Origin of the sequence: Streptomyces bungoensis (assembly GCF_001514215.1) — a bacterium.
Classification (GTDB): domain Bacteria; phylum Actinomycetota; class Actinomycetes; order Streptomycetales; family Streptomycetaceae; genus Streptomyces; species Streptomyces bungoensis.
Genome location: NZ_KQ948851.1, coordinates 971,878 through 994,717 on the forward strand (window position 1 = coordinate 971,878; position 22,840 = coordinate 994,717).

Consider the following 22,840-nt stretch of genomic DNA (forward strand, 5'->3'; position numbering starts at 1 on the left):
GGGCTGTGGACAAGCCGCCTCCGGCGCGGTTCCGGTGAGGGCGAGGGCAGTCCGGGAGGCGTTCCCGACGCGTTGTCAGACCCCGCGCGTAGCGTCGTGGACATCGGTCGGCGAGGCGCCGGCGGGAAGGGAGACACGCATGTACCGGCAGGGGGACGTCCTGATCGTGCCCGTGGCGGAGGGGGACGTGCCGTCGGGCACGGACCGGCTGCCGCAACAGCCGCGGGACGCGCTCGGCAGGCTCGTGCTGGCCCTCGGCGAGGTCACCGGACACGCGCACGCCGTGGTGGGTCCCGGGACGCTGGCCCGGGAGACCGGCCCGTTCGGAGCCTCCTGGCTCCACCTCCCCGACGGCGGACGGGTGGTGCACGAGGAGCACGCGGCGATACCGCTTCCCAAGGGCTGGTACCGCGTGGTGCGCCAGCGTGAATACGTGCCCGGCGCGGTCCGCGTCGTGGCGGACTGAGACGACGGGGGAGTGGAGCGGTGACGACACCGATGGAGACCGCACGGGCCGCACAGGTCCAAGAGACCGCCCAGCCGGACACGACGGCCAGGTGGCGCGAGGTGGCCGCGGCCACCGGTCCCGCGGACCGCCCGGCGGCCGAGGCGGGCGTGCGCCTGGCCTACCGGCTGGCGGGCCTGCCCGAGCCGGAGCGCATCGTGTGGGCGGGCTCGCCCCGCGAGGGCGCGGCCCTGGCCGCACGGCTCACGGCGGACGGAACGGCAGGCCGCAGCGTCCGCGAGGCGGTGCGCACCCGGCCGTGGGCCGCCGCCCGGGAGCGGGTCCTCGACCGGCTCGGGCCGGCCGGCTGGGCCGGGCACTGGGCGCTGACGGGTGCTCAGCTGTGGGAGGGCGCCACCATGCTGACCGAGCGCATCCGGACGGGTGTGGTCGAGGCCTCGGCGGCCGGGGAGGAGGGCGGTGAGCAGGCCGTCCGGCTCGTGCTGCTCGACGCCGTCCTGGGCCAGCACGACGCGGCCTGGCTGGCCGCCTTCGACGGCCAGGACGGCGCGGACTCCCTCGCCGGGATCGCCGCGGTCGCCCGCGCCGCGGGCTGGTGGTGGCCGTACGAGAAGACCGCCGTCGTCTGCGAGCGCCCTGGGGAACTGCACCGCGACGAGGCGGGCCGGCTGGACCGCGGGGACGGACCGGCGCTCGCCTTCCCCGACGGGTTCGCCCTGTACGCGTGGCGCGGCATGCCGGTCCCCGCCGCGTTCCTGGCGGAGCTCGCCGGACTGACGCCCGAGCGGATACGCGAGGAGGAGAACGCCGAGCTGCGCCGCGTGATGCTCGAGCACTACGGCTACGACCGGTACCTGGAGGAGTCCGGGGCCGAACCCGTGCAGCGGGACGAGGCGGGCGTGCTGTGGCGCATCGACCTGGACGGGGACGAGCCGCTGGTCATGGTCGAGGTGGTCAACTCCACGCCGGAGCCCGACGGCACCCACCGCGTCTACTGGCTGCGGGTCCCGCCACGGGTCCGGACCGCGCGGGAGGGCGTCGCCTGGACCTTCGGACTGGAGGAGGCCGACTACACACCGGAGAGGGAGACCTGAGCCGGCGCCGGCCGAAATTCCGTCGAGTCCGGCATCCGGCGGCGCCTACCCTGCGGGCATGGCCCACGCGAAGACCTCCTACGTCTGCCTGCCCTGCCGGGCCTCCTACAAGCAGCCCTACGACGCCTACGGAAAGGGCAGGCAGCGGATCTGCCCCCGCTGCGCTCAGCCGCTGATCCACGCCGGCTCCGCCTTCGCCGCACCGCGCCGAAGGGACGTCGCGGCGTGGCGGACCCTGTCGGTCCTGCTTCACGCCGGCGTCGGCTTCCACAAGAGCTGCTGCGGCGGGCCCGGCTACCGTCCCCGCACCCTGCGGGAGGTCCGGGAGCGGATGACGTACGCCCGGCGCGGCGGCGAGCCCTTCGCCAGGGCACTCGTGCGGCCCGAAGTGCCCTGACGCCTGACGCTAGTCGTCCAGGCGCACCGGCATGAGGATCGAGAAGGCGCCCTCGTCGTCGGGCCGGCGGATCGCCAGCGGTGCCGTAGGGGCGCCGAACTCCAGGACCAGCTCGTCGCGGGCCCCGGCCGTGAGCGCGTCCAGCAGGAACTCCCGGTCGACGCCCACGGCGCCCTGGTCGTCGTCCCCGTCCGCGCAGACGGTCACCGTGCCGTCGTCCGACACCCTGAGCACGCTGACGTCGTGCGGCTCGCCGTCCGGCCGGCGCGGCTCGCCCGCCCGCACCGGGCCGGTCTCCAGTGCCTCCCGGAGGGCAGCGGTGGCGACGACGGCCCGGCGGCCGGCCGGCAGCCGGACCAGGCGGCGGTAGTCGGGGAAGTCGTGGTCGAGGCACGGGCCGGCCGCCTGGCGGTCGCCGGAGTCCAGCGACACCCGGTCACCGTCGACCGTGAGCCGCACCGGCTCCGCGCCCTGCGCCAGCGCGCGCATCGCCTCGGCGAGGGGCAGCGGCACGATCGCCTGGACGCGGGGCCCGTCGTACCCGGTGGCGGCGGTCCGGGCGACGGCCATCCGGTAGCGGTCGGTGGCCACCACGTTCAGTCCGTCGCCGTCGACGTCGAACAGGATCCCGGCGAGCATCGGCAGCTCCGGGTCCGTGCCGGCGGCGAAACGGACCGCGTCCAGGGCGGCGGCCAGCTCCGGCGCGGTGACGGTCAGCCGGACGGTGGCGGTGCGCAGTGACGTCATGGGGTTCTCCCTGTGGTCGTGGTCGAGTAGCGCTCGGAGCGTGGAGAACTCCCTGCGGGCATCGGACAGCCCCAGTTCGAGGCGGCGCAGGTGCGCCCGGAAGAGCCCGTGCACCAGGTCCGGATCCGCGCTGGACCAGCCGGCCAGGACCAGCCGGATGTCCGCCAGGGGCATGCCGGCCCGCCGCAGACGGGCCAGCAACCGGGCCTCGCCGCACTGCTCGGGGTCGTACCAGCGGTAGCCGCTGACCGGATCCACCCACGCCGGGACCAGCACACCGGCACGGTCGTAGAAGCGGAGCGCACTGACGCTCAGTCCGCTGTCCCGGGCCATCTCCCCAATGCTGCGCATCTCGTTCTCCACACCCGGGACTCTGGGCCCTCGACAAGGTCGAGGGTCAACTCGGCGGCCACCGCGAGAAATTCGCTGTCCGCCGCCCGGCCCCTTTCCTAGACTCGGCACGCACCGCCGAACCGTGACCACCGAAGGGAGCCCGCCGTGCGTGACCGTACCGCCGTCGTCGTTCCCCCGTCGCGGTCCGAGGTGATCCTGGTGTCCTCGTCCGTCCGGTGCCCGCTGCGCGGCCGGCACCGGATGCCCGCGACCACCCTCTGACCCGGTTCACCAACCCGAACTCCGTCCTTTCACAGGCGAGTTCACGGTCTCCCGCGTCTCCTCGTCCGGGAAATCGCGCTGCCCTCTTTTCGAACCGCAGTTCCGCAGAAAGGCCACGGGCCGTGCGCACCAACCTCAGCACCCTCGCCGTCGTCCGCAACCTCGGCATCCTCGCCCACGTCGACGCCGGCAAGACCACCGTCACCGAGCGGATCCTGTACGCCACCGGCACCACGCACAAGCGGGGCGAGGTGCACGACGGCACGACCGTCACCGACTTCGACCCGCAGGAACGCGACCGCGGCATCACGATCTTCGCCGCCGCCGTCAGCTGCGCCTGGGACGGCCACCGCATCAACCTCATCGACACCCCCGGCCACGTCGACTTCGCCGACGAGGTCGAACGCTCGCTGCGCGTCCTCGACGGCGCGGTCGCCGTCTTCGACGCCGTCGCCGGCGTCGAGCCGCAGAGCGAGTCGGTGTGGCGGCAGGCCGACCGGCACGGCGTGCCGAGGATCGCGTTCGTCAACAAGCTGGACCGCGCGGGCGCCGACCTCGACCGGGCCGTCGACTCGATCCGGGAACGGCTGCATCCCGTCCCGCTCGTCGTGCAGCTGCCGATCGGCGCCGAGGACGGCTTCACCGGCGTGGTGGACCTGGTCCGCATGCGCTCCCTGGTCTGGGCCGACGGCGACGCCGCGGCCGTGGAGGGGCCGGTGCCCGAGTCGCTGCGGGACGAGGCCCTGCGGCGGCGCCGGGCGCTGGAGGAGGCCGTGGCCGAGCTGCACCCGGCCGCCCTGGAGGAGTTCTGCGACCGGGAGACGCTGTCGGCCGCCACCCTCACCGCGTGCCTGCGCGACCTGACCCGCACCGGCGACGGCGTGGTCGTGCTGTGCGGCTCGGCCTACCGCAACCGCGGCATCGAACCGCTGCTGGACGCGGTGGTGGCCTACCTGCCGTCACCGCTGGACGTGCCCGCCGTACGCGGCGTCCACCAGGACACCGAACAGCGGCGCCCCGCCGACCCCGGCGCACCGTTCGCGGCGCTCGCGTTCAAGGTCCACGCGGGCGGCACCGGCCGCCTGACCTACGTCCGCGTCTACTCGGGCGCCCTCGAGAAGGGAGACACCGTGGCCGACCCGGGCACCGGGCGCACCGAACGCGTGACGCGGATCCTGCGCGTCATGGCGGACCGGCATATCCAGCTGGACCGCGCGGTCGCCGGTGACATCGTCGCGCTCGCGGGCCCGAAGGCCACGCGGGCCGGCTCGACCCTGTGCGACCCCGGCGCCCCGCTGCTCCTGGAGCCGACCGCGGCCGCCGAGCCCGTGGTGTCCGTGGCCGTCGAGGCGCGCCGCAGCACCGACACCGGCCGGCTGGCGACCGCGCTGGCCCGGCTGGCGGAGGAGGACCCCTCGCTGGTCGTCCGCACCGACGCCGAGACCGGGCAGACGGTGCTGTCCGGCATGGGTGAACTGCACCTGGAGGTGGCGGTGGAGAAGATCCGCCGGGACGGCGGACCGGAGGTCACCGTGGGTCGTCCCCGCGTCGCGTACCGGGAGACCGTCGTACGCGGGGTGAGCGGACTGGTCCACCGGCACGTCAAACAGGACGGCGGCGCCGGGCAGTTCGCCCACGTCGTCCTCGACGTCGATCCGCTGGGCGGCGAAGTCGGTTTCACCGGCTTCGAGTTCCGGTCCACGGTGGCCGGCGGCCGGGTGCCGCAGGAGTTCGTGCGCGCGGTCGAGGCCGGCTGCCGGGACGCCCTCGCCGAGGGTCCGCTCGGCGGTCACCCGGTGACCGGGCTGCGGGTCACGCTGACCGACGGCTCGACCCACGTGAAGGACTCCTCCGACACCGCCTTCCGCACCGCCGGCCGGCAGGGCCTGCGCGAGGCGCTGCACGCCTGCGCGGTGGCCCTGCTGGAGCCGGTGGTCGAGGTCACGGTCACCGCGCCCGAGGACGGGCTCGGTGCGGTGCTCGGCGATCTGGCCGCCCGGCGCGGCCGGGTCACCGGCTCCGCGAGCCGGGGCGGCCGCGCGGTCCTGACGGCCACCGTGCCGCTGGCCGAACTCTTCGGCTACGCGACCCGGTTGCGCAGCCGCACCCAGGGCCGCGGCACCTTCACCACCCGCCCGGCCGGTCACGCGCAGGCGCCGGCGGCGGTGACGGTGGCCTCCCGGTAGCCGGGCCGCCCGTCCGCGGTTCGTGTCGCGCACCAGCCCGGTGCGCGACACGAACCCCTGCGGCGCTTCGGCGCACGGGGTCTCAGGGGTACGAAACCACCGTCGAAGGCGTCGTCGAGGTCCCCGACGTCGGCGCCCCGGTGTCGTTGATGACGTGCTCGTACTGGCCGTTGCCGCCGAGCGAGATCACCAGCAGGTCGTGGAACCGGACCCCCGGCCGCTGCGGGGCGGCGAAGCCGCTGTGCTGGACGATGGTCGGGTCCACGTTGTAGAAGCAGTAGCTGCCCAGGCCCCAGGCCTCGTGCGCGGTCACATTGTCGCCGACCTTGTAGGCGGCGTACCCCTTGACGGAGCCGTTCTGGATCGCGGCCTGGTTCGGGGCGTCGTACGCCTTCTCGTTCTGGAAGAAGATCGTCCGGCCGCGCTGCCCGTACCACTGCACGTCGTACTTGTTGAAGTGCTCCACGAACAGGCCCGTCGCCAGGACGTCGTCGCCGTTCACCACCACGCCGTAGTCGGCGCGGTTGGTCTCCCAGCCCACGCCGGTGCCGTGGTCGGCGCGCCACACCCAGGTGTGGTCGACGATGGTGTGGCGGCTGTTGATCGCCATGCTGGTGGTCGCCCGGCCGGCGCCCGCGCCGCCGATGCGCACGAACACGTCCTGCACGGTGGTCGGGTCGGCCGAGTGGTCCCGGGAAGCGCCGGGCGGGCCGACCTCCAGCAGCGTCGGGGAGTTGACCGGCCCGGCGTCCAGGAGGAACCCGGCGAGACGGACGCCGTCCACGTCGGCGACCTTCAGGGCGGTGACGCCGTTGTCCGGGACGATCGTCGCGTAGCCGAGGCCGAGGACGACCGTGCCCGGCCGGTCGACCCGGATCGGCTGGTCCACGTGGTAGACGCCCGGGGTGAGCAGCAGGTGCAGTCCCTGGGCCAGCGCCTGGTTGAGGGTGGCGGCACTGACGCCGGGCCTCGCGACGTAGAACCGGGACAGCGGCAGCGAGGTGCCGCGCGGGGTGCCGTTGCCCCAGGTGACGCCCCGGGCGCCGACGCGCTTCGCCGGGAGGAAGACCCGGAACTCGTCGCCGCTGACGTACAGGAACGGCTTCTCCCGGGAGACGGGAGTGGTGTCCAGCGTGGTGTACGGCGGGTTCGGGAAGCTCTGCGCGGGGGCGCCCTGCACGCCCGAGAACACCATGTTCCACACGCCGTTGAGCCAGGAGCCGATGACGCTGTCGCGGGTGTACCACTGCTGCTGCGAGTACGGCCCGACCTGGCCGTCGATGCGGCTGTCGGCGATGTAGCCGCCGCTCGCCCAGCCGTAGCCGGAGGGTGCGAGGTTCAGGTCGCCGCGCACGTGCATCCGCCGGAACGGCGCCGCCTGGGCCACCGCCCACCGGTTGGTGCCGTTCGCCGGCACCAGGGCGAGGTTCTCCGCCGAACGCCAGAAGTTCTGCGTGGCGTTGCCGTTGAACCAGCCCGCGTCGACCGTCACGTCCCCGTGGATGGTCGTGTCGTCGGGGGACAGGCCGAGGCCCGCTATCGAGGTGTAGAAGCCGAGCTGGGCGTTGAGGCCGGTGTAGGTGCCGGGCTTGAACAGCAGGGCGTAGCGGCCGCTTCCGAACTGGGCCGACTCCTGCTGCGCGAACACCTCGTCGAGGCGGTCCTGGATGCCGGGCGTGGCGGGGTCGAACACGAGGACGTTCGGGCCGAGGTCGCCCCCGCCGTGCAGGGCGCGCGGGGGACGCCGGTGCGTGCGGGCCGGGGCGGCCGCCCCGGCCGGCGAGGCGGCTGAGGCCGGAGTGGTCAGACCGGCCACCACCGGGACGGCCGCCGCGGCGGCACCGAGGACGGTCCGGCGCCCGACGGATGGGGAGGAAGAGGACATGCGCGGCTCTCCTGGTTCAGGAAGTGAACGAAGTGGGGGTGGGGGAGCGCTCTCTCGCCGATGGATGCTTCAGTGGCTTGAAGGATGCGTCAAGAGGTGCGACAGAAATTCCGCGGTCCCCCACGGTGCGGGGCCGAGATGCGCAACCGTTGCTGCCGGATCCCTTGACGCGCGGCTCCGACGGCTATTAACTCACGTCCTAAATTAAGCCGTGAGGGGCACGAGTGGCGGCTCCGCCGCCGGACGCCCCCCGCACGTCTCGACTCCCGGAAAGGGACACCAGGAGCCATGCGCAGCACCCGAGCCGCGGCCGTAGGCGCCGTCACCCTGTCTCTCGCCCTCGCGGCCACGGCCTGCGGAGGCGGTTCGTCGACCGGCGGCGGGTCCGACGACTCACCGAAGACGCTGACGTACTGGGCCTCCAACCAGGGCGCCAGCATCGCCGTCGACAAGAAGGTCCTGCAGCCCGAACTCGACCGGTTCCAGAAGCAGACCGGCATCAAGGTGAAGCTGGAGGTCGTGCCCTGGTCCGACCTGCTCAACCGGATCCTCGCCGCCACCACCTCCGGCCAGGGCCCGGACGTGCTGAACATCGGCAACACCTGGAGCGCCTCCCTGCAGGCCACCGGCGCGTTCCTGCCGTGGGACGCGAAGAACTTCGGCAAGATCGGCGGGAAGGACCGCTTCGTCGACTCCGCGCTCGGCTCGACCGGCGCCCAGGGCAAGGACCCGGCCGCGGTGCCGCTGTACTCGATGGCGTACGCGCTCTACTACAACAAGAAGATCTTCGCCGACGCCGGCATCTCCAAGCCCCCGGCCACCTGGGACGAACTCGTCGCCGACGGCAAGAAGATCAAGGCGAAGGGCAAGTCGGTCCTCGGCGCCGAGGGCGCCAACGTCTCGGAGAACATCCACCACGTCTTCGTCTTCGCCAAGCAGCAGGGCGCCGACTTCTTCACCCCCGACGGCAAGCCCGACTTCACCAACCCCAAGGTGGTGGACGCGGTGAAGAGCTACGTCGACCTGATGGCCAAGGACAAGGTCATCCCCACCGGTGACGCCGAGTACGCGCAGAACCAGTCCGTCAGCGACTTCGCCAAGGGGAAGCAGGCCATGCTGCTGTGGCAGTCCGCCGCCTCCAACCTCAAGTCCCAGGGCATGAGCGAGGACGCGTACGGCATCGCCCCCGTGCCCGTGCGCTCCGGCACGCCCGGCGCCGGCGCCCAGGTCGACTCGATGGTCGCCGGCATCAACATCGCCGTCTTCAAGAACAGCCACAACCTCGACGGCGCCGTGAAGTTCGTGAAGTTCATGACCAGCGACACCGAGCAGAAGACGCTGAACGAGGCCTACACGTCCATCCCGCCGGTCAAGTCCGCCCAGTCCGACGCGGCGTTCAACACCCCGGCCACCGCGGTCCTCAAGCAGACCCTCGCCACCAGCGCCGCCGCGCTGCCGCAGGTCCCCAGCGAGTCGCAGTTCGAGACGACGGTGGGCACGGCCGTCAAGGAGCTGTTCGCCGACGCCGCCGCCGGACGCGCGATCACCACCGACTCGGTCCGGGCCAAGCTGGAGAAGGCCCAGCAGCAGATGCCGGCGGCCTGAGCACGATGACGACCACCACGCTCGAGGAGCCGGTGCGCAAGGCTCCCCCCGGGACGGCGGCGCGCGAGCCCCGCCGCCCCGGGCGGCTCCGCCGCGTCTCCCTGCCGTACCTGCTGCTCCTGCCCGCCCTGCTCCTCGAACTCCTCGTCCACCTCATCCCGATGGTGATCGGCATCGTGATGAGCTTCAAGGAGCTCACCCAGTTCTACATCCGCGACTGGGGCACCGCCCCCTGGTCCGGCCTGGCCAACTACAGGATGTCGGTGGACTTCGACGCCCCCGTCGGCGAGGCCCTGCTCCACTCCTTCTTCGTCACGGTCGGCTTCACCCTCCTCTCCGTCGCCCTGTGCTGGCTGATCGGCACCGCGGCCGCGATCTACATGCAGGACACGTTCCGCGGCCGGGGCCTGCTGAGAGCGCTCTTCCTGATCCCCTACGCCCTGCCGGTGTACGCGGCGGTCATCACCTGGGTCTTCATGTTCCAGCACGACAACGGCCTGGTGAACCACGTCCTCCACGACCAGCTGCACCTCACCGACAAACCCTCCTTCTGGCTCATCGGCGACAACAGCTTCTACGCCCTGCTGACCGTGTCGGTGTGGAAGGGCTGGCCGTTCGCGTTCCTCATCGTGATGGCCGGCCTGCAGAACATCCCCGGGGAGCTGTACGAGGCGGCGGCCCTGGACGGCGCCGGGATCTGGCAGCAGATCCGCCGCATCACGCTCCCGTCCCTCCGCCCGGTCAACCAGGTCCTGCTGCTCGTCCTCTTCCTGTGGACCTTCAACGACTTCAACACGCCGTACGTCCTGTTCGGCAAGTCGGCTCCGGAGGCCGCGGACCTCATCTCGGTCCACATCTACCAGGCGTCCTTCGTCACCTGGAACTTCGGCACCGGCTCCGCCATGTCCGTCCTGCTCCTGCTCTTCCTGCTCGTCGTGACGGGCGCCTACCTCCTGCTCACCTCACGCGGACGGAGGGCCGCCGATGTCTAGCACCTCGCCCATGGCGCGGCCCCGTTCGTTCCTGTGGTCCCGCCGGATCTTCCTCACCCTGCTCACCGGCTTCGTGCTGGTCCCGGTGTACGTGATGGTCTCCAGCTCCCTGAAGCCGCTCGCGGACGTGACGGGCAAGTTCCGCTGGTTCCCCAGCGGCCTCACCGTCCGCCCGTACATCGACATCTGGTCCACGGTCCCGCTCGCCCGCTACTTCGCGAACTCGCTGATCGTGGCGGGCGCGGCGACCCTTCTCTCGGTGCTCATCGCCGTCTTCGCGGCCTACGCCGTCAGCCGCTACGACTTCCGCGGCAAGCGCGTCTTCACGGTCACCGTCCTGTCCACCCAGATGTTCCCCGGCATCCTCTTCCTCCTGCCCCTCTTCCTCCTCTACGTCAACATCGGCAACGCCACCGGCATCGCCCTGTTCGGCTCCCGGGGCGGCCTGATCCTCACCTACCTGACCTTCTCCCTCCCCTTCTCCATCTGGATGCTGATCGGCTACTTCGACTCGGTGCCGCGCGACCTGGACGAGGCGGCCCTGGTGGACGGCTGCGGCCCGCTCGGCGCACTCCTGCGCATCGTGGTGCCGGCCGCGATCCCCGGCATCGTCGCGGTCGCCGTCTACGCGTTCATGACCGCCTGGGGAGAGGTCCTCTTCGCGTCGGTCATGACCGACGACACCACCCGCACCCTCGCCGTCGGCCTCCAGGGCTACTCCACGCTCTACGACGTCTACTGGAACCAGATCATGGCCGCCTCGCTCGTCGTCAGCGTCCCCGTGGTGGCCGGCTTCCTCCTCCTGCAGCGCTATCTCGTCGCGGGTCTGACGGCGGGCGCCGTCAAGTGACCCCCACCCCTGATCCCGAAGGGACTTCCGTGTCCGAACGCATCGACCTGGCCGCCTTCCCGCCCGACTTCCTGTGGGGCACGGCCACAGCGGCGTACCAGATCGAGGGGGCCGTCGCCGAGGACGGCCGGGCGCCCTCGATCTGGGACACCTTCTCCCACACCCCCGGGAAGATCGCGAACGACGACAACGGCGACGTCGCCTGCGACCACTACCACCGCTGGCGCGAGGACATCGACCTGATGCGGCGACTGGGCACCAACGCCTACCGCCTGTCGGTGGCCTGGCCGCGGGTGATGCCCGGCGGAACGGGCCCGGTGAACCCGAAGGGGCCGGCGTTCTACGACGAGTTGGTGGACGCCCTGCTGGAGGCGGGCATCACCCCGTCCGTCACCCTCTACCACTGGGACCTGCCCCAGGCGCTCCAGGACCGCGGCGGCTGGCCGGAGCGGAACACCGCCCTCGCGTTCGCCGAGTACGCGTCCGAGGTCGCCACCCGCCTCGGCGACCGCGTGAAACTCTGGACCACCCTCAACGAGCCCTCCTGCTCGGCGTGGATCGGCCACCTGGAGGGCACGATGGCCCCCGGCTGGACCGACCTGACGGCCGCGGTCCGCGCCTCCTACCACCTGCTCCTCGGCCACGGCCTCGCGACCCAGGCGATCCGGACGGCCGTGCCCGACGCCCAGGTCGGCATCGTCAACAACCTCTCCACCGTGCACCCCGCCACCGACCGCCCGGAGGACGTCGCGGCCGCCCGCCGCCACGACGGGCACGTGAACCGGTGGTGGCTGGACCCGATCCACGGGCGGGGCTTCCCCTCCGACATGGTGGAGACGTACGGGGTCGAACTGCCCGTGCTGCCCGGCGACCTGGAGACGATCGCGGCGCCCCTGGACTGGCTGGGCCTGAACTACTACTTCCCGGCGTACGTCGCCGACGACCCCGAGGGCCCGGCGCCGCACGCCCGCTCGGTCCGCCGCCCGGGCGTCCCGCGCACCGCCATGGACTGGGAGATCGACGCGGGCGGCATCGAGACCCTGCTGCTCCGCCTCACGGAGGAGTACGGCGCCCGCCGGATCCACGTCACCGAGAACGGCTCGGCGTACCCGGACGTGGTCCGCCCCGACGGCACCGTCGACGACCCCGAACGCCAGGACTACCTGGAGCGGCACCTGGCCGCCTGCGCCTCGGCGGCCCGCAAGGGCGCCCCGCTGGCCGGCTACTTCGCGTGGTCGCTGCTGGACAACTTCGAGTGGGCGTACGGCTACGAGAAGCGGTTCGGGCTCGTCCACGTCGACTACCGCACCCAGGTGCGCACGATCAAGGGCAGCGGGCACCGGTACGCGGACATCGTCCGCGTCCACCGCGGCCAGAACCGCCGGGCCGCCTGAGCCCGGCCCGGACGCCGGTGGGTGCGGGGTCGGGAGCCCGCACCCACCGGTCGGGCACGGCGCTTGATCTGTCATGGGCATGTCATCAGCGCACGCATGCATCCCCACCCCCACTGAGGAGAGCCGCATGTCATCCCGTATCCCCCGCACCCTGCTCGCCGCCGCCCTGTCCACGGCGGCCTTACTGACCTCCGGCCCGCTGCTGGCCGGCCCCGCCCACGCGGCCCAGGCCGCCGCCGTCGGCTGGGACACCGACCGGGCGGCCGCCGCGTACGCGGTGAACCCGGCCGCCGTCACCGCCTCCGGCAGCGAGAACGCCGGCACGGCTCCCGGCCTGGCCTTCGACGGCGACGGGGCCACCCGCTGGTCCAGCGACTTCGCCGACGACGCCTGGATCCGCGTCGACCTCGGCACCACCCTCCGCGTCGACCGCGTCACCCTGGACTGGGAGGCGGCCTACGGCAAGCGGTACGTCCTGGAGGTCTCGAAGAACGGCACCGACTGGACCCCGTTCTACACGGAGACCGACGGCACGGGCGGCTCGGTCACGGCCCACACCTACCCCCAGGAGGTCACCGGCCGCTACGTCCGCCTGCGCGGCCTGGAACGGGCGACACCGTGGGGCTACTCCCTGTGGAGCTTCAAGGTCTACGGCGGCGAACCGGCCCCGGCGTCCACGACCCGCACCAACCTGGCACTGAACCACCCGGCCTACTCCAACTACTACCAGCACGCCGGCAACTCCCCGGCGTATCTCACGGACGGCGGCTGGCCGGCCGACCTGAAGGGCGACGCCACCCGCTGGTCGAGCGACTGGAACGCGGACCGCTGGGTGTCGGTGGACCTGGGCGCCCAGTCGACCATCGACACGGTGGACCTCTACTGGGAGTCGGCGTACGCGGTCGACTACCTCCTGCAGGTGTCGGACGACAACCGCACCTGGCGCACGGTCTACGAGCCGTCACCGTCGGACATCGCCGCCCGCCGCGCGAACGTGAAGTCCCCGTCCGACGCGACGGGCCTGCACGACACGGTGAAACTGCCGTCCCCGGCCACCGGCCGCTACGTCCGCATGCTCGGCAAGGAGCGCCGCTCCTTCTACAACCCGGCCCCCGCGACGGCCCGGTTCGGCTACTCCCTCTACGAGTTCCAGGTCTGGGGCACAGGCGGCAGCGCCTCGGCTTCCTACCCGCCCCTGCCGGCCGACCAGCCGGGCACCTACCGCACCACCTTCTTCGACGACTTCACCGGCGCCGCACTCGACCGCTCCAAGTGGCGGGTCGTCCGCACCGGTAGCGAGATGGGCCCGGTCAACGGCGAGTCCCAGGCGTACGTCGACTCCCCGGACAACATCCAGACCCGCGACGGCAACCTGATCCTGAAGGCGAAGTACTGCAAGGGCTGCACCCAAGCGGGCGGCGGCACCTACGACTTCACCTCCGGCCGCATCGACACCAACACCCACTTCGACTTCACGTACGGCAAGGTCAGCGCCCGCATGAAGCTCCCGGTCGGCGACGGCTTCTGGCCCGCCTTCTGGCTGCTGGGCAGCAACGTCGACGACCCGTCCGTCTCCTGGCCGGCCTCCGGCGAGACCGACATCATGGAGAACATCGGCTACCCCGACTGGACCAGCACGGCCCTGCACGGCCCCGGTTACTCGGCGGACGGCAACATCGGCGCCCGTCAGACGTACCCGGGCGGCGGCACGGCGGACCAGTGGCACACGTACGCCGTCGAGTGGACCCCGACGGCGATGCGCTTCTACGTCGACGACCGCCTGGTCCAGGAGACGACCCGCAACGAACTCGAGTCGACGCGCGGCCAGTGGGTCTACGACCACCACCAGTACGTCATCCTCAACCTGGCCCTGGGCGGCGCCTACCCGGCCGGCTGGAACAAGGTGACGAGTCCGTACTGGGGGCTGCCTCAGTCCAGCGTGGACCGGATCGCGGGTGGGGGAGTGGAGGCGGAGGTGGATTGGGTTCGGGTGGAGCAGAAGTGAGACGGCGCGCGCGGCGCCCGCGGGCCTACTCCGGAGGCGTGGGCGTCTCGGCGGTGCGGTACATGGCCTGGACGTCAAGCTCCAGTTGCACGGTCGGTCCGACGACCGCGATGCCGCGGGCCAGCATCGAGCGCCAGTTGAGGGTGAAGTCCTCGCGGTGCAGTTCCGTCTTGGCGAGCGCCGCGCAGCGCAGCTCCTGCTCGTAACCGCCGTTCACCGTGCCGAGGTAGGTGGTGTCCAGGCCCACGGAGCGGCTGGTTCCGTGCATGGTGAGCGTGCCGTTCAGCGTCCACCGGGAGCCGCCGCGGTAGACGAACCGGGTGCTGTTGAAGTCGATGTGCGGGAAGCGCTCGACGTCGAGGAAGTCGGCGGACCGCAGATGGTTGTCGCGGGTCCTGTTGCCAGTGGTGATGCTGGAGGCGTCGATGCGCACCGAGACCTGGGAGTCGGCCATGTCCGGCGCGATGCGGATGCCGCCGCGGAACCGGGTGAAGCGGCCGTGGACATGGGCCATGCCCACGTGCTTGGCGATGAACCGGATCGCGGTGTGCGGCGGGTCGAACAACCAGGTGCCGGACGGCGGAAGCTCCAGCTGACGAGCGGGCAGCAGCGCGATGCGCACCGGCGGGAGTACGGCGCCGGCGGCGACGTCGACGTTGTTGCGGGCGGGCGTGAGGCCCTCCGCCACGGCCATCACACTGTAGGAGCCGGGCGGCAGCGTTGCCATGAACAGGCCGTACGGATCGGTCGTGCCCTGGGCGACGACGCGGTGGCTGTCCAGCGCGGTCACCGTGATCTCGGCGCCACCCATCGGCTGCCCCAGGGGATCGACGACCTCGCAGCCGTACCGGCCGGCGCCGGGTGGCAGGGGTACCGAGAGGCCCTGCGCGGCACCAGAAGCGTTACGGGAACGCTGACGCCGGAGCAGTCCGAGGGCCATGCTGTCCACCTTTCCTCGTACGTCTCGCCACCGCACCCAAAGATGCGGTGCAGATGAGTTGCATCCGTGATGAAGTCAACTCTTCAACGATCATAGGTGGGTGATGTCAGGCGGTTCAGTGGCGAGGCTGAGGCACGCAAAGGCCTCGCCGTCCCCTCAGACCGCTGTAGATCGCCGTGATCACGGCCCCAGGGCGATTGTAGAGTCCCGCTGCTTTGCATCGGTGCTGTGGCGAAGGACACCCGCCAGTGACGAGGTGTTCACGCGTGGCTCGTGGCTCCGTTACCGGGTCCACACATTCCGCATGTCGTAATCGTTCGGCACTCACCGAACCACGCACGGCGCCCGATCCCGCCGGCCCAAGACCCCTCTCTCACCGAACCGAAGCCGGGTAGGCTTGATCGCATCGTCATCGCGGCCCGACGGGCTTCCGCTCCATCTCGGTGGAGTCTCGAAGGACATGCCCCCACCCGCACGAGTCATTTCGTGCTGCCTGGGGGAAGTCCTTGCTGTTCCGCGAGTCCGCGAAAACGATCGCCGCGAGGGCACTCGACACGTCGCTCTACCTCCACCTCACCGAGCAGTTCGTCCATATGCACGGTCACCGGCCCAATGCCGCCGAAGCCCGCTCCTGGGAGCGGAGCATCCCCGCTCTGGCCGCCGCGCTCAACGACGCGGGCCTCGGCGAGGTGGAGGTCATACTGGAGTACGCCCTCCCGCTGAACAGCAAGCGGGCCGACGCCGTCCTCGCCGGAGTGCATCCCACCACGGGCGAGCCGTCGTACGTCGTCGTCGAGCTGAAACAGTGGAGCCAGGCAGAGCCGGACGAGGACGACCCGGCGCTGTGTCGGATCGACGCCTACGCGCATCCGATCCTCAATCCGATCGAGCAGGTGCGCCGCTACTGCGAGTACCTCGTCAACTTCAACGGCGCGGTGGCCGAGCACCCGGACCGGGTCAGCGGTGTGGCGTACCTGCACAACGCCACGGAGTTCGGCGTGGGCGGTCTACGGGCGGTCGAACTGGACAACCGCGGGCAGATGTTCACCGGCGAGCGGCGCGGCGAGTTCATCGACCACCTCCGAGTCAGGCTCAGCGACAAGGTGCCCGGCGCACGCGCGGCCGACGAACTCCAGGCGGGCAGGATTGTGCCCTCGAAGCAGTTGATGTCCGTCGCGGCCCAGGAGGTGCGTGAGCGGGAGCAGTTCGTGCTGCTGGACGAGCAGCAGGTCGCGTACCGCATGGTTCTCAACGCGGTACGCAAGGCCAAGCGGTCCAATCACAAGGAGGTCGTGGTCGTCACCGGCGGCCCCGGCACCGGCTTCATCGACCAGGCGGATGAAGCTCTGGGAGCGGGTGGAGTGTTGAGCGCGAGTAAGGAGGAGGTGGCTCGCGCTCAGTATCCGGCGTTCTTCCGGGATGCGGCCAAGTTGGAGGCCGAGGCGGTTGAGCTTCACGTGTATGCCAACCAGGCGGTGCCTGGACTGTTGCAGACGGAAGAGTACGCGCGGGCGGTGTTCATCAACTGGCGGCCTCTGCTGCATGAGGATGTGGTCGAGCAGAGGGTGACGGCGCGCCTGGCCCGGCAGGAGATTTTCTGCCGGGCGCAGTTGCCTACCCTCAGCTTCGTCATCGAGGAGTCGGTACTGCGTAGGCCACTGGCCGGGTGGGGCGTCATGCGAGGGCAGTTGGAGCAGATCCTGCTACACGGACAGCGACGTAACGTGGAGATCCAGGTGATGCCGACTGAGCGGGACGAGCACGCCGGACTGGCTGGTCCGTTCACCTTGATCGAGACGAAGGAAGGGCAGAGGATCGCGTACGTGGAGGCTCAGCAGGACAGTCGCCTCTACACGGCGCGGAAGCCAGTCCGGGAGATCGAGGAGCAGTACGGACTCCTTCGGGCCCAAGCACTCACTCCGCGCGAGTCGCTGGCCTTCGTCGAGAAGTTGCTTGGAGAGAGATGAACGTCGAACAGCCTGTACCTGAGTCGGCCTGGTTCAAGAGCAGCTACAGCAGCGGGGCTGGCGGCGAATGCGTAGAGGTAGCCGCCACCCCCGACAGGGTCCACATCCGCGACTCGAAGGACACAACTCGCGCCGCACTCGCCGTGGACCCCACGACCTGGACCGAGTTCGTCGCCTTCGCGGCACTCTGAACAGACGCGGGGCCCTCGGCAAGCGCACCGCTTGCCGAGGGCCCCGCGCACGTCCGCTCGCGCAACACCTTCAGTAGCCCAGGCGCCTGCTCGCCGGATGCCCGCGCAGGCCAGTGCGGTGCGGCCGTCAACGTCCGCCTCGGGCCCGGTGCCGTGCTCGGCTGAGACTGAGGTCAGAACGCCTTCAGATAGACCCTGGCCTGATGGTCCTTGAGCGCCTGGACGTAGATGTCGATCCACTGCACCTTCTTGCGGCGATCGTCCTTCACGCACGGGGGGCAGACACCGGCCGAGCGGGCTTCCTTCAGCGTCTGCGGTTCCGCCAGCCCGAGGTGCCGGAACAGCTCGCCATCCGGGGCGAAGTCGACCTTCTTCACCTTCAGCGGTTCCTCGGGACGAAGGTCCGCCGCGATGCCCTCGGCGTTCTTCTCGCTGGTGACGAACGAGAGGAGGTAGATGTCCTCCTGGGGGTTGATCTGCACGGCTCCCTTGACCTCGGTCGCACCCTTGGGCGCCGTCACGTGCATGAACGCCGACGCCTCGGGCACGCCGGCGTTCTCGTCCCAGCGCGAGGTGCGCCCGTCGGTCACACGGCGGTCGTCCGTGTCCGGTCCGGAGCAGGCGGAAAGCAGAAGAGTGGCTGCCACTGCCGCGATGAGGAGGGCTCCTCGTTTGGTCGTCACCGGTTCTCCTCGTCACCGCGTGAGACGTCGCCGCGGGTTCCTTCTCGTCCTTGGTCCGGCGGGTTCACTGTCGGTTTCGCATCGCTGTCCAGGTCGTACGTGTACGTGGAGCTACTGCCTCGCATGTCGAACTCCCGAGCAAGTCCGGTCTTGTGCAACCGTCCCATCTCGGAGTCCGGGATCACCACGCCTCCGGGGAAGGTGGTCGACTTGCCGGCGTCCCAGTTGTACCGGTCCCACACGTTGGCCTGGTATTCGAGCGAAACCTTGGGCTTGCCGTCCGCGCCGGGGGTGACGGTGACCATCCCCGACTGCGACCGACCGCCTTGCTCTCCACCGGTACGACGACCGTCTTGTCACCACCGGCCTTCTCGAAGGCGTCGAGCCCCTGCTGTCGCCACGCGTCCTGGTTCTGGGCGATGTGGACCGAGACGTCGTCGCGAAATCCGGGATCGTCCTTGAGGATGCGGTCGATGTCCAGGTCCAGCGGCTCACCCGTTGCACTCAGGTAATGCTCCATGTTGCGCGACGCGGCGTTCTCCCCGCTGAAGTCGCCGCCGGCCGCGATGCCCTGCGCGCGGGCCAGGTACCACAGATCCTCGGCCGTAGGCTTCTCGGTGTTGAACGCTCCGGACCCCGCGTCAGCAGCATGCCAGTGGTACAGCGGGCTCATGATCCCCGCCTTCCGCAACTCGTCGCCCTTCTCCTGAAGCAGGATGCCGCGCGTGACCGGATCGAGGCCGCGCCACCACTCGGCGACCGCCTTCTTGCCCTTGGGGACGTGCTGCGCCTTCGCCCTCTCCGCAAGCGACGGGTACGGGTCGGGCCCCGCTTCCCGGTTGAAACCGCCGATCGTGCCGTCCAGGGGGTCGCTGTCCTGCATCATGGAGGCGAGAGCGAGTTTGAACCCCTCGTCCGCGTCGTTCAGGGCCGCCACCGCCGAATCCAGTTGCGCGGCCCATCCGGCAGCGGCCTTGCGGGCGCTCTCCTGGTAGTCGGGATCATGCACGTAGGCCATGTGCTCGCTGTGATCCAGCTTGGACGTGTCGAAGGCGACGGCGCCTTGCTCGGACACCTTCATGCCGGCCTTCACCGCGTCCTCTCGGACGTACTCGATCTTCTTGCGAAGACGGCTGAATTCAGCGTGCGCGTCCCGGAGCAGTTCGGCGACGGCCTTCGCCTCGCTCTGCGCTCCCTGGTACTCCTTCCATGTCACGGCGAAGCGCGCGGAGCCGGCGCTGGCACTCAGACCCACCCACGTGTCGCCGAGGGAAATTCCATGCACTTCCTGTTGGTAGGTTCGCGCGAGCTTGTCGAAGTCCTTGGCCATGGCGGCCCAGTCGTCGGCAGCCGTGGTGAGCTTCGACAGGTCGGTGCCCATGATCTCGTAGTACGTCACCATGGCTGAACTCCTGTTTCAGGACCGCGGTTCGGTCGGACCTGTGCGATCAGAACGAGTCGAGCGCGGAGGACTTGCGGATGCCCAGCTCGATGCCGGTGTCCGTGTTCTGCAGCAGCGTGTTGGTGGCGCGCAACGCGGTCTTCTCCGAGCCGAGGCGGCGGGAGTTTGAGGGGTGGCTCACCGGACCTGCTCTGAAGACCGCGCGTAAGACGTGGAGCGAACAGCTCACGACGCTGCCGCCGGACGGCGAGCCTCCACCGCCATCGAGCGGTGCCGCATGGTTCAGGCGCATCCGGGTCGGCGCCGCACCACCCGGTGATATGTCGCCTTCGGTCATGATCTCTCCCCCGAGTGTGATCAGATGCCCGCAACTTTATGTGAGGCACAGTTAGGGCTGCAAAGTGCCGGTGGGCCGGAAACCGGCCTCGCCGACGCGGTACGGGCCGCGTCAGCGAAGGCGTACCTGACCCTGGACGGCACGCGAACCCTGGGGGCTCCTCCGCGATCTGCGGCGCCCAGCCACCCGGATCGCCAGCCTTGTCCAAGCCGTCTCCATCCTTCATCTCCGGCTCGGAGCGAGGACGGGAAACGGTCAGTGCATGCCGACCCTTGGAGCGCGGAGCTACTGTAAGTTCCTGCCATGAAGCAGGGTAAAGAGGTCGAGAACCCCGAGTCGCGTTTCTTCGCGGTGCTGCTGGCGGCAGCGAAGCTTCCGGGTGTGCGTATCCACAGGGAGGCGTACCTCCGAAGTGCGCTGGCTCGCCACTGCTCCGAGGAGGAGATCCGACGAGCGACAGAAGAGACTCCCGCCGCGGCCGGCATCACCGTCGAGCTTCTCGACAAGGTCGCCAACGACTCGATCCGCTACGAGACCGCCAAAGTCAGCGCTCTCTCCGCCGCGGCCGGGATACCCGGCATCCTCGCCCTTCCCGCCACGGTGCCCGCCGACTTGGCACAGTACGTCGGCCACATGCTGCGTATCGCGCAGAAGCTCGCCTATCTCTACAGCTGGCCCGAACTGTTCTCCGACGAGGGCGATGACGTCGATGACACGACCGTGGGGGTGCTCACGCTGTTCTTCGGCGTGATGTTCGGCACCCAGTCGGCGAACGCCGCTGTGGGGAAGGTCGCGGGGATGATGTCGGAGCAGGTCGCCAAGAAGCTGCCTCAGAAGGCGCTCACCAAGGGCGTCGTCTATCCCATAGTGAAGAAGGTCGCGGCCTTCATCGGCGTCAAGATGACAAAGGAGTCGTTCGCGAAGACCGTGTCGAAGGCCATTCCTCTCGTAGGGGCTGCCGTCTCCGGCGGGCTCACCTTCGCGACCTACCTTCCGATGGCCAAGAGGCTCAAGAAGCACCTCGCCGGCCTGCCGCTGGCGGACCCGTCGCACCGAGTGATGGAGGGAGAAGTCGTGGACGGAGAAGTCGTCGAAGAGCACGAATCCTTCGTCCCGGCACAGGCTGAGCCGCACGGCGCGGACTCCGCTGCCGTCAAGCTGGAGGAACCCAGGTCCTGACGCCGCGAGTGGGCTCCTGGCTGCCCAAGGTGCCCGCCTTCCAACTTCGATGGAGGTGCGGACCCGGTTCGCAGCCGCGACGTCGGTGATCACTTGGAGGGCAGCAGAGCCCTCATCCTTTGCCCACCTTGATCTGAACTTTGCCATCCCTCGACTCGGATCGCGAAAGCAACCCGGCTCGGTGAACTACCGTCTTCGGGCCGGTCAGCCGACTCAGGGGGAGCAGAAGACGCCATGGGCGACCACAGCGACGGCAAGATACTCGACATCAAGATCGCCGATCTGAAGGCGACGGCCCCGCATTTCCACACGCACAGCTCCGACCTGGCCAAGGCGCTGACCAAGCTCAAGACAGCTCTGGCGGCGGCCGGTTCGCCGTGGGGTGACGACGAGCAGGGGCAGAAGTTCCACGAGTCCTACGGCCCGCACGTCAAGAGGATGGAGACCGCCGCCGGGATTCTCGCGCTCGGCCTGGCCAGCATCGAAGCGGCCATGACCGACATGGCCGACGGTCACATCGACAACGAACTGCTGGTCCGCTCGATGTTCAGCAAGATCCAGCCCGCTCCGCACGACGGCCACGGGGGCGCGCAGTGAGCGCGGCCGACAAGGCCAAGGAGATCGTCCAGGACCTGACCGGCATGTGGTGGCCGGATGCCGACGAAGGGGGGCTGCGGGACGCGGCCAAAGCCTGGCGGGACTTCGCCGACGACCTGGAAGACGTGACGGCCGCAGCGAACAAGTCGGCGCGCGGCATCATCGAGGACAACAAGGGCGAGGCGATATCCGCCTTCGACGACCCGTTCTGGCGCCGCTACTACCACGACGGCCACGGTTGGCTCCAGGACATGATCGACGGCGCCCGCGACATGGCCAAGGCCCTCGACCAGTACGCCGACGTCGTCCACAAGGCCGTCAAGCATCTGGAACACGAGTTGGAGATCGTCGGCGCCACCATCGTGGCCGGCACAGCCCTCGCGGTCTTCACGCTCGGCATCTCCGAGGGCGCCGCGGCAGCCGCCACGGCCTCGATCCTGGAGCTGTCCGCAACGCTCGGCGTCACCGTGTCCACCGAGATCGCCACCATCGCCGGCACCACCCTGGCCACGGCCGCCATGGGTGGACTCGAGTCGATCACCGTCGACCTCGCCGTCACCCAGCCCGTCGCCATCGCCACCGGCGAGAGCAAGGGCCTCAGCCTCGACGAGGTGAGCGACTCCGCCCGCTATGGCATGGAGTTCGGCGGCGCGTTCGGAGCAGGTGGCAGCACAGCCCGAATCGTCGTCGAGAACGGCGGGACGGTGGGCCTGTTCAACGGCTTCCGGCTGAACAGCGCGGCCCTCGACGAGATGGGCAAGTCCCGTACGTGGAAGCTGATCCAGTCCCCCGACTCGAAGATTCCCGTTCCTCCGGCGCGGGCCGGCGACTACGAGTTGGTCTCGGGCGACCCGGTGTACTTCGGGAAGAACACCACCACGGTGGGTTACGACGAGCGCACCCTGAACAACCTGCAACGGGTCGCCCGTGTACCCGGCATACACGACGTGGTCGTCCACGGCACGGACGAGGGGGTTTTCGTCCCCGGCCGCGTCAACGCCGCGGGGAAGACCCTCACGGACTTCGAAGTGCACCCCAACCACATCGCGGACGCGATCCGCAGCAACCCCAACTACCACGGTGAACCGGTGCGCCTCATCTCCTGCTACTCCGGCGCCGACGCGAGACCGCCCGAGCTGCCCCTCGCGCAGGCCGTCGCCAACGAGCTCGGTGTGCCCGTGACGGCGCCCACGAGCAAGGTGGGAACGTCCCCCCAGCTCGGTCTCAACCAGACCCCCACCATCGGCAACAATGGCTACTGGCGCACCTACCTGCCCATGGCCCACTAGGGCAGGCTCACAGGAGTGG

20 protein-coding genes are annotated in these 22,840 nt (G+C 70.1%); 14 read left to right on the forward strand and 6 right to left on the reverse strand.

From position 1 onward, the window contains the following. The first annotated feature begins 139 nt into the window (after window positions 1-139). The 3 genes from AQJ66_RS04085 to AQJ66_RS04095 are packed head-to-tail and all read left to right on the forward strand — an operon-like array spanning window position 140 to window position 1,957. The gene (locus AQJ66_RS04085) at window positions 140-466 is read left to right on the forward strand and encodes a hypothetical protein (protein WP_061916424.1); all 327 of its coding nucleotides are present in this window, start codon (window positions 140-142) and stop codon (window positions 464-466) included. A gap of 32 nt (window positions 467-498) precedes the next feature. Further along, on the forward strand, window positions 499-1,560 hold the full coding sequence (locus AQJ66_RS04090) for a DUF6745 domain-containing protein (protein ID WP_061916427.1): 1,062 nt from the start codon (window positions 499-501) through the stop codon (window positions 1,558-1,560). 58 nt (window positions 1,561-1,618) lie between these two features. Next, on the forward strand, window positions 1,619-1,957 hold the full coding sequence (locus tag AQJ66_RS04095; RefSeq protein ID WP_061916430.1) for a hypothetical protein: 339 nt from the start codon (window positions 1,619-1,621) through the stop codon (window positions 1,955-1,957). A gap of 9 nt (window positions 1,958-1,966) precedes the next feature. On the opposite strand, the gene AQJ66_RS04100 is transcribed toward AQJ66_RS04095, so the two are convergent. Further along, entirely contained in the window at window positions 1,967-3,055 is a 1,089-nt protein-coding gene (locus AQJ66_RS04100; protein WP_079060048.1) for a DNA polymerase III subunit beta family protein, read from the reverse strand. Between the two features lie 386 nt (window positions 3,056-3,441). Here AQJ66_RS04100 and fusA point away from each other — a divergent pair, with 386 nt between their 5' ends. Next, entirely contained in the window at window positions 3,442-5,505 is a 2,064-nt protein-coding gene (fusA, locus tag AQJ66_RS04105) for an elongation factor G (protein ID WP_061916433.1), read from the forward strand. Between the two features lie 82 nt (window positions 5,506-5,587). Here the strand turns inward: fusA and AQJ66_RS04110 are convergent, their stop codons facing one another. Beyond that, on the reverse strand, window positions 5,588-7,390 hold the full coding sequence (locus tag AQJ66_RS04110) for a hypothetical protein (RefSeq protein ID WP_061916436.1): 1,803 nt from the start codon (window positions 7,388-7,390) through the stop codon (window positions 5,588-5,590). 288 nt (window positions 7,391-7,678) lie between these two features. Between AQJ66_RS04110 and AQJ66_RS04115 the strand changes: the two genes are divergently transcribed. The 5 genes from AQJ66_RS04115 to AQJ66_RS04135 all read left to right on the forward strand — a co-directional run bounded on the left by AQJ66_RS04115 (window position 7,679) and on the right by AQJ66_RS04135 (window position 14,236). After that, the gene (locus tag AQJ66_RS04115) at window positions 7,679-8,995 is read left to right on the forward strand and encodes an ABC transporter substrate-binding protein (RefSeq protein ID WP_061916439.1); all 1,317 of its coding nucleotides are present in this window, start codon (window positions 7,679-7,681) and stop codon (window positions 8,993-8,995) included. Between the two features lie 5 nt (window positions 8,996-9,000). Continuing rightward, window positions 9,001-9,987: a carbohydrate ABC transporter permease gene (locus tag AQJ66_RS04120; RefSeq protein ID WP_061916442.1), complete on the forward strand. Its 987-nt coding sequence runs from the start codon at window positions 9,001-9,003 to the stop codon at window positions 9,985-9,987. A gap of 10 nt (window positions 9,988-9,997) precedes the next feature. Continuing rightward, a complete protein-coding gene (locus AQJ66_RS04125; RefSeq protein ID WP_061916445.1) occupies window positions 9,998-10,837 on the forward strand; it encodes a carbohydrate ABC transporter permease in 840 nt (279 codons plus the stop codon). A 29-nt stretch (window positions 10,838-10,866) separates the two neighbouring features. After that, window positions 10,867-12,231, forward strand: a complete 1,365-nt coding sequence (locus tag AQJ66_RS04130; RefSeq protein ID WP_061916448.1) for a GH1 family beta-glucosidase — start codon at window positions 10,867-10,869, stop codon at window positions 12,229-12,231. Window positions 12,232-12,358: 127 nt separating this feature from the next. Beyond that, window positions 12,359-14,236: a discoidin domain-containing protein gene (locus AQJ66_RS04135; protein WP_061916451.1), complete on the forward strand. Its 1,878-nt coding sequence runs from the start codon at window positions 12,359-12,361 to the stop codon at window positions 14,234-14,236. Window positions 14,237-14,261: 25 nt separating this feature from the next. Here AQJ66_RS04135 and AQJ66_RS04140 read toward each other — a convergent pair whose 3' ends face one another. Beyond that, window positions 14,262-15,176, reverse strand: coding sequence for a YceI family protein (locus tag AQJ66_RS04140; RefSeq protein WP_061916454.1), 915 nt, complete (start codon window positions 15,174-15,176; stop codon window positions 14,262-14,264). Window positions 15,177-15,682: 506 nt separating this feature from the next. On the opposite strand from AQJ66_RS04140, the gene AQJ66_RS39915 reads away from it, so the two are divergent. Both AQJ66_RS39915 and AQJ66_RS04150 read left to right on the forward strand, forming a co-directional pair. Further along, window positions 15,683-17,143, forward strand: a complete 1,461-nt coding sequence (locus AQJ66_RS39915) for a DUF5753 domain-containing protein (protein WP_079060049.1) — start codon at window positions 15,683-15,685, stop codon at window positions 17,141-17,143. Then, window positions 17,140-17,334 carry a DUF397 domain-containing protein gene (locus AQJ66_RS04150; RefSeq protein WP_061916457.1) on the forward strand — a complete coding sequence of 65 codons (195 nt, stop codon included), beginning with the start codon at window positions 17,140-17,142 and terminating at the stop codon, window positions 17,332-17,334. The genes AQJ66_RS39915 and AQJ66_RS04150 overlap by 4 nt, the downstream gene beginning before the upstream one ends. Window positions 17,335-17,507: 173 nt before the next feature. Here AQJ66_RS04150 and AQJ66_RS04155 read toward each other — a convergent pair whose 3' ends face one another. From AQJ66_RS04155 to AQJ66_RS40585, 3 genes are all read right to left on the reverse strand, one after another. Beyond that, window positions 17,508-18,017: a hypothetical protein gene (locus AQJ66_RS04155; RefSeq protein ID WP_244162735.1), complete on the reverse strand. Its 510-nt coding sequence runs from the start codon at window positions 18,015-18,017 to the stop codon at window positions 17,508-17,510. Window positions 18,018-18,198: 181 nt separating this feature from the next. Next, window positions 18,199-19,419: a hypothetical protein gene (locus AQJ66_RS04160; protein ID WP_244162736.1), complete on the reverse strand. Its 1,221-nt coding sequence runs from the start codon at window positions 19,417-19,419 to the stop codon at window positions 18,199-18,201. A 46-nt stretch (window positions 19,420-19,465) separates the two neighbouring features. Then, on the reverse strand, window positions 19,466-19,600 hold the full coding sequence (locus tag AQJ66_RS40585) for a hypothetical protein (RefSeq protein ID WP_279617304.1): 135 nt from the start codon (window positions 19,598-19,600) through the stop codon (window positions 19,466-19,468). Window positions 19,601-20,059: 459 nt separating this feature from the next. Here AQJ66_RS40585 and AQJ66_RS04165 point away from each other — a divergent pair, with 459 nt between their 5' ends. The 3 genes from AQJ66_RS04165 (at window position 20,060) to AQJ66_RS39920 (ending at window position 22,821) form a co-directional block, all read left to right on the forward strand. Further along, window positions 20,060-20,935, forward strand: coding sequence for a hypothetical protein (locus tag AQJ66_RS04165; RefSeq protein ID WP_061916463.1), 876 nt, complete (start codon window positions 20,060-20,062; stop codon window positions 20,933-20,935). A 234-nt stretch (window positions 20,936-21,169) separates the two neighbouring features. Further along, window positions 21,170-21,532 (forward strand): hypothetical protein, encoded by a 363-nt coding sequence (locus AQJ66_RS04170; protein ID WP_061916466.1) that lies wholly within the window; start codon window positions 21,170-21,172, stop codon window positions 21,530-21,532. After that, window positions 21,529-22,821: a WXG100 family type VII secretion target gene (locus AQJ66_RS39920; RefSeq protein WP_244162737.1), complete on the forward strand. Its 1,293-nt coding sequence runs from the start codon at window positions 21,529-21,531 to the stop codon at window positions 22,819-22,821. The genes AQJ66_RS04170 and AQJ66_RS39920 overlap by 4 nt, the downstream gene beginning before the upstream one ends. Window positions 22,822-22,840 lie beyond the last annotated feature (19 nt).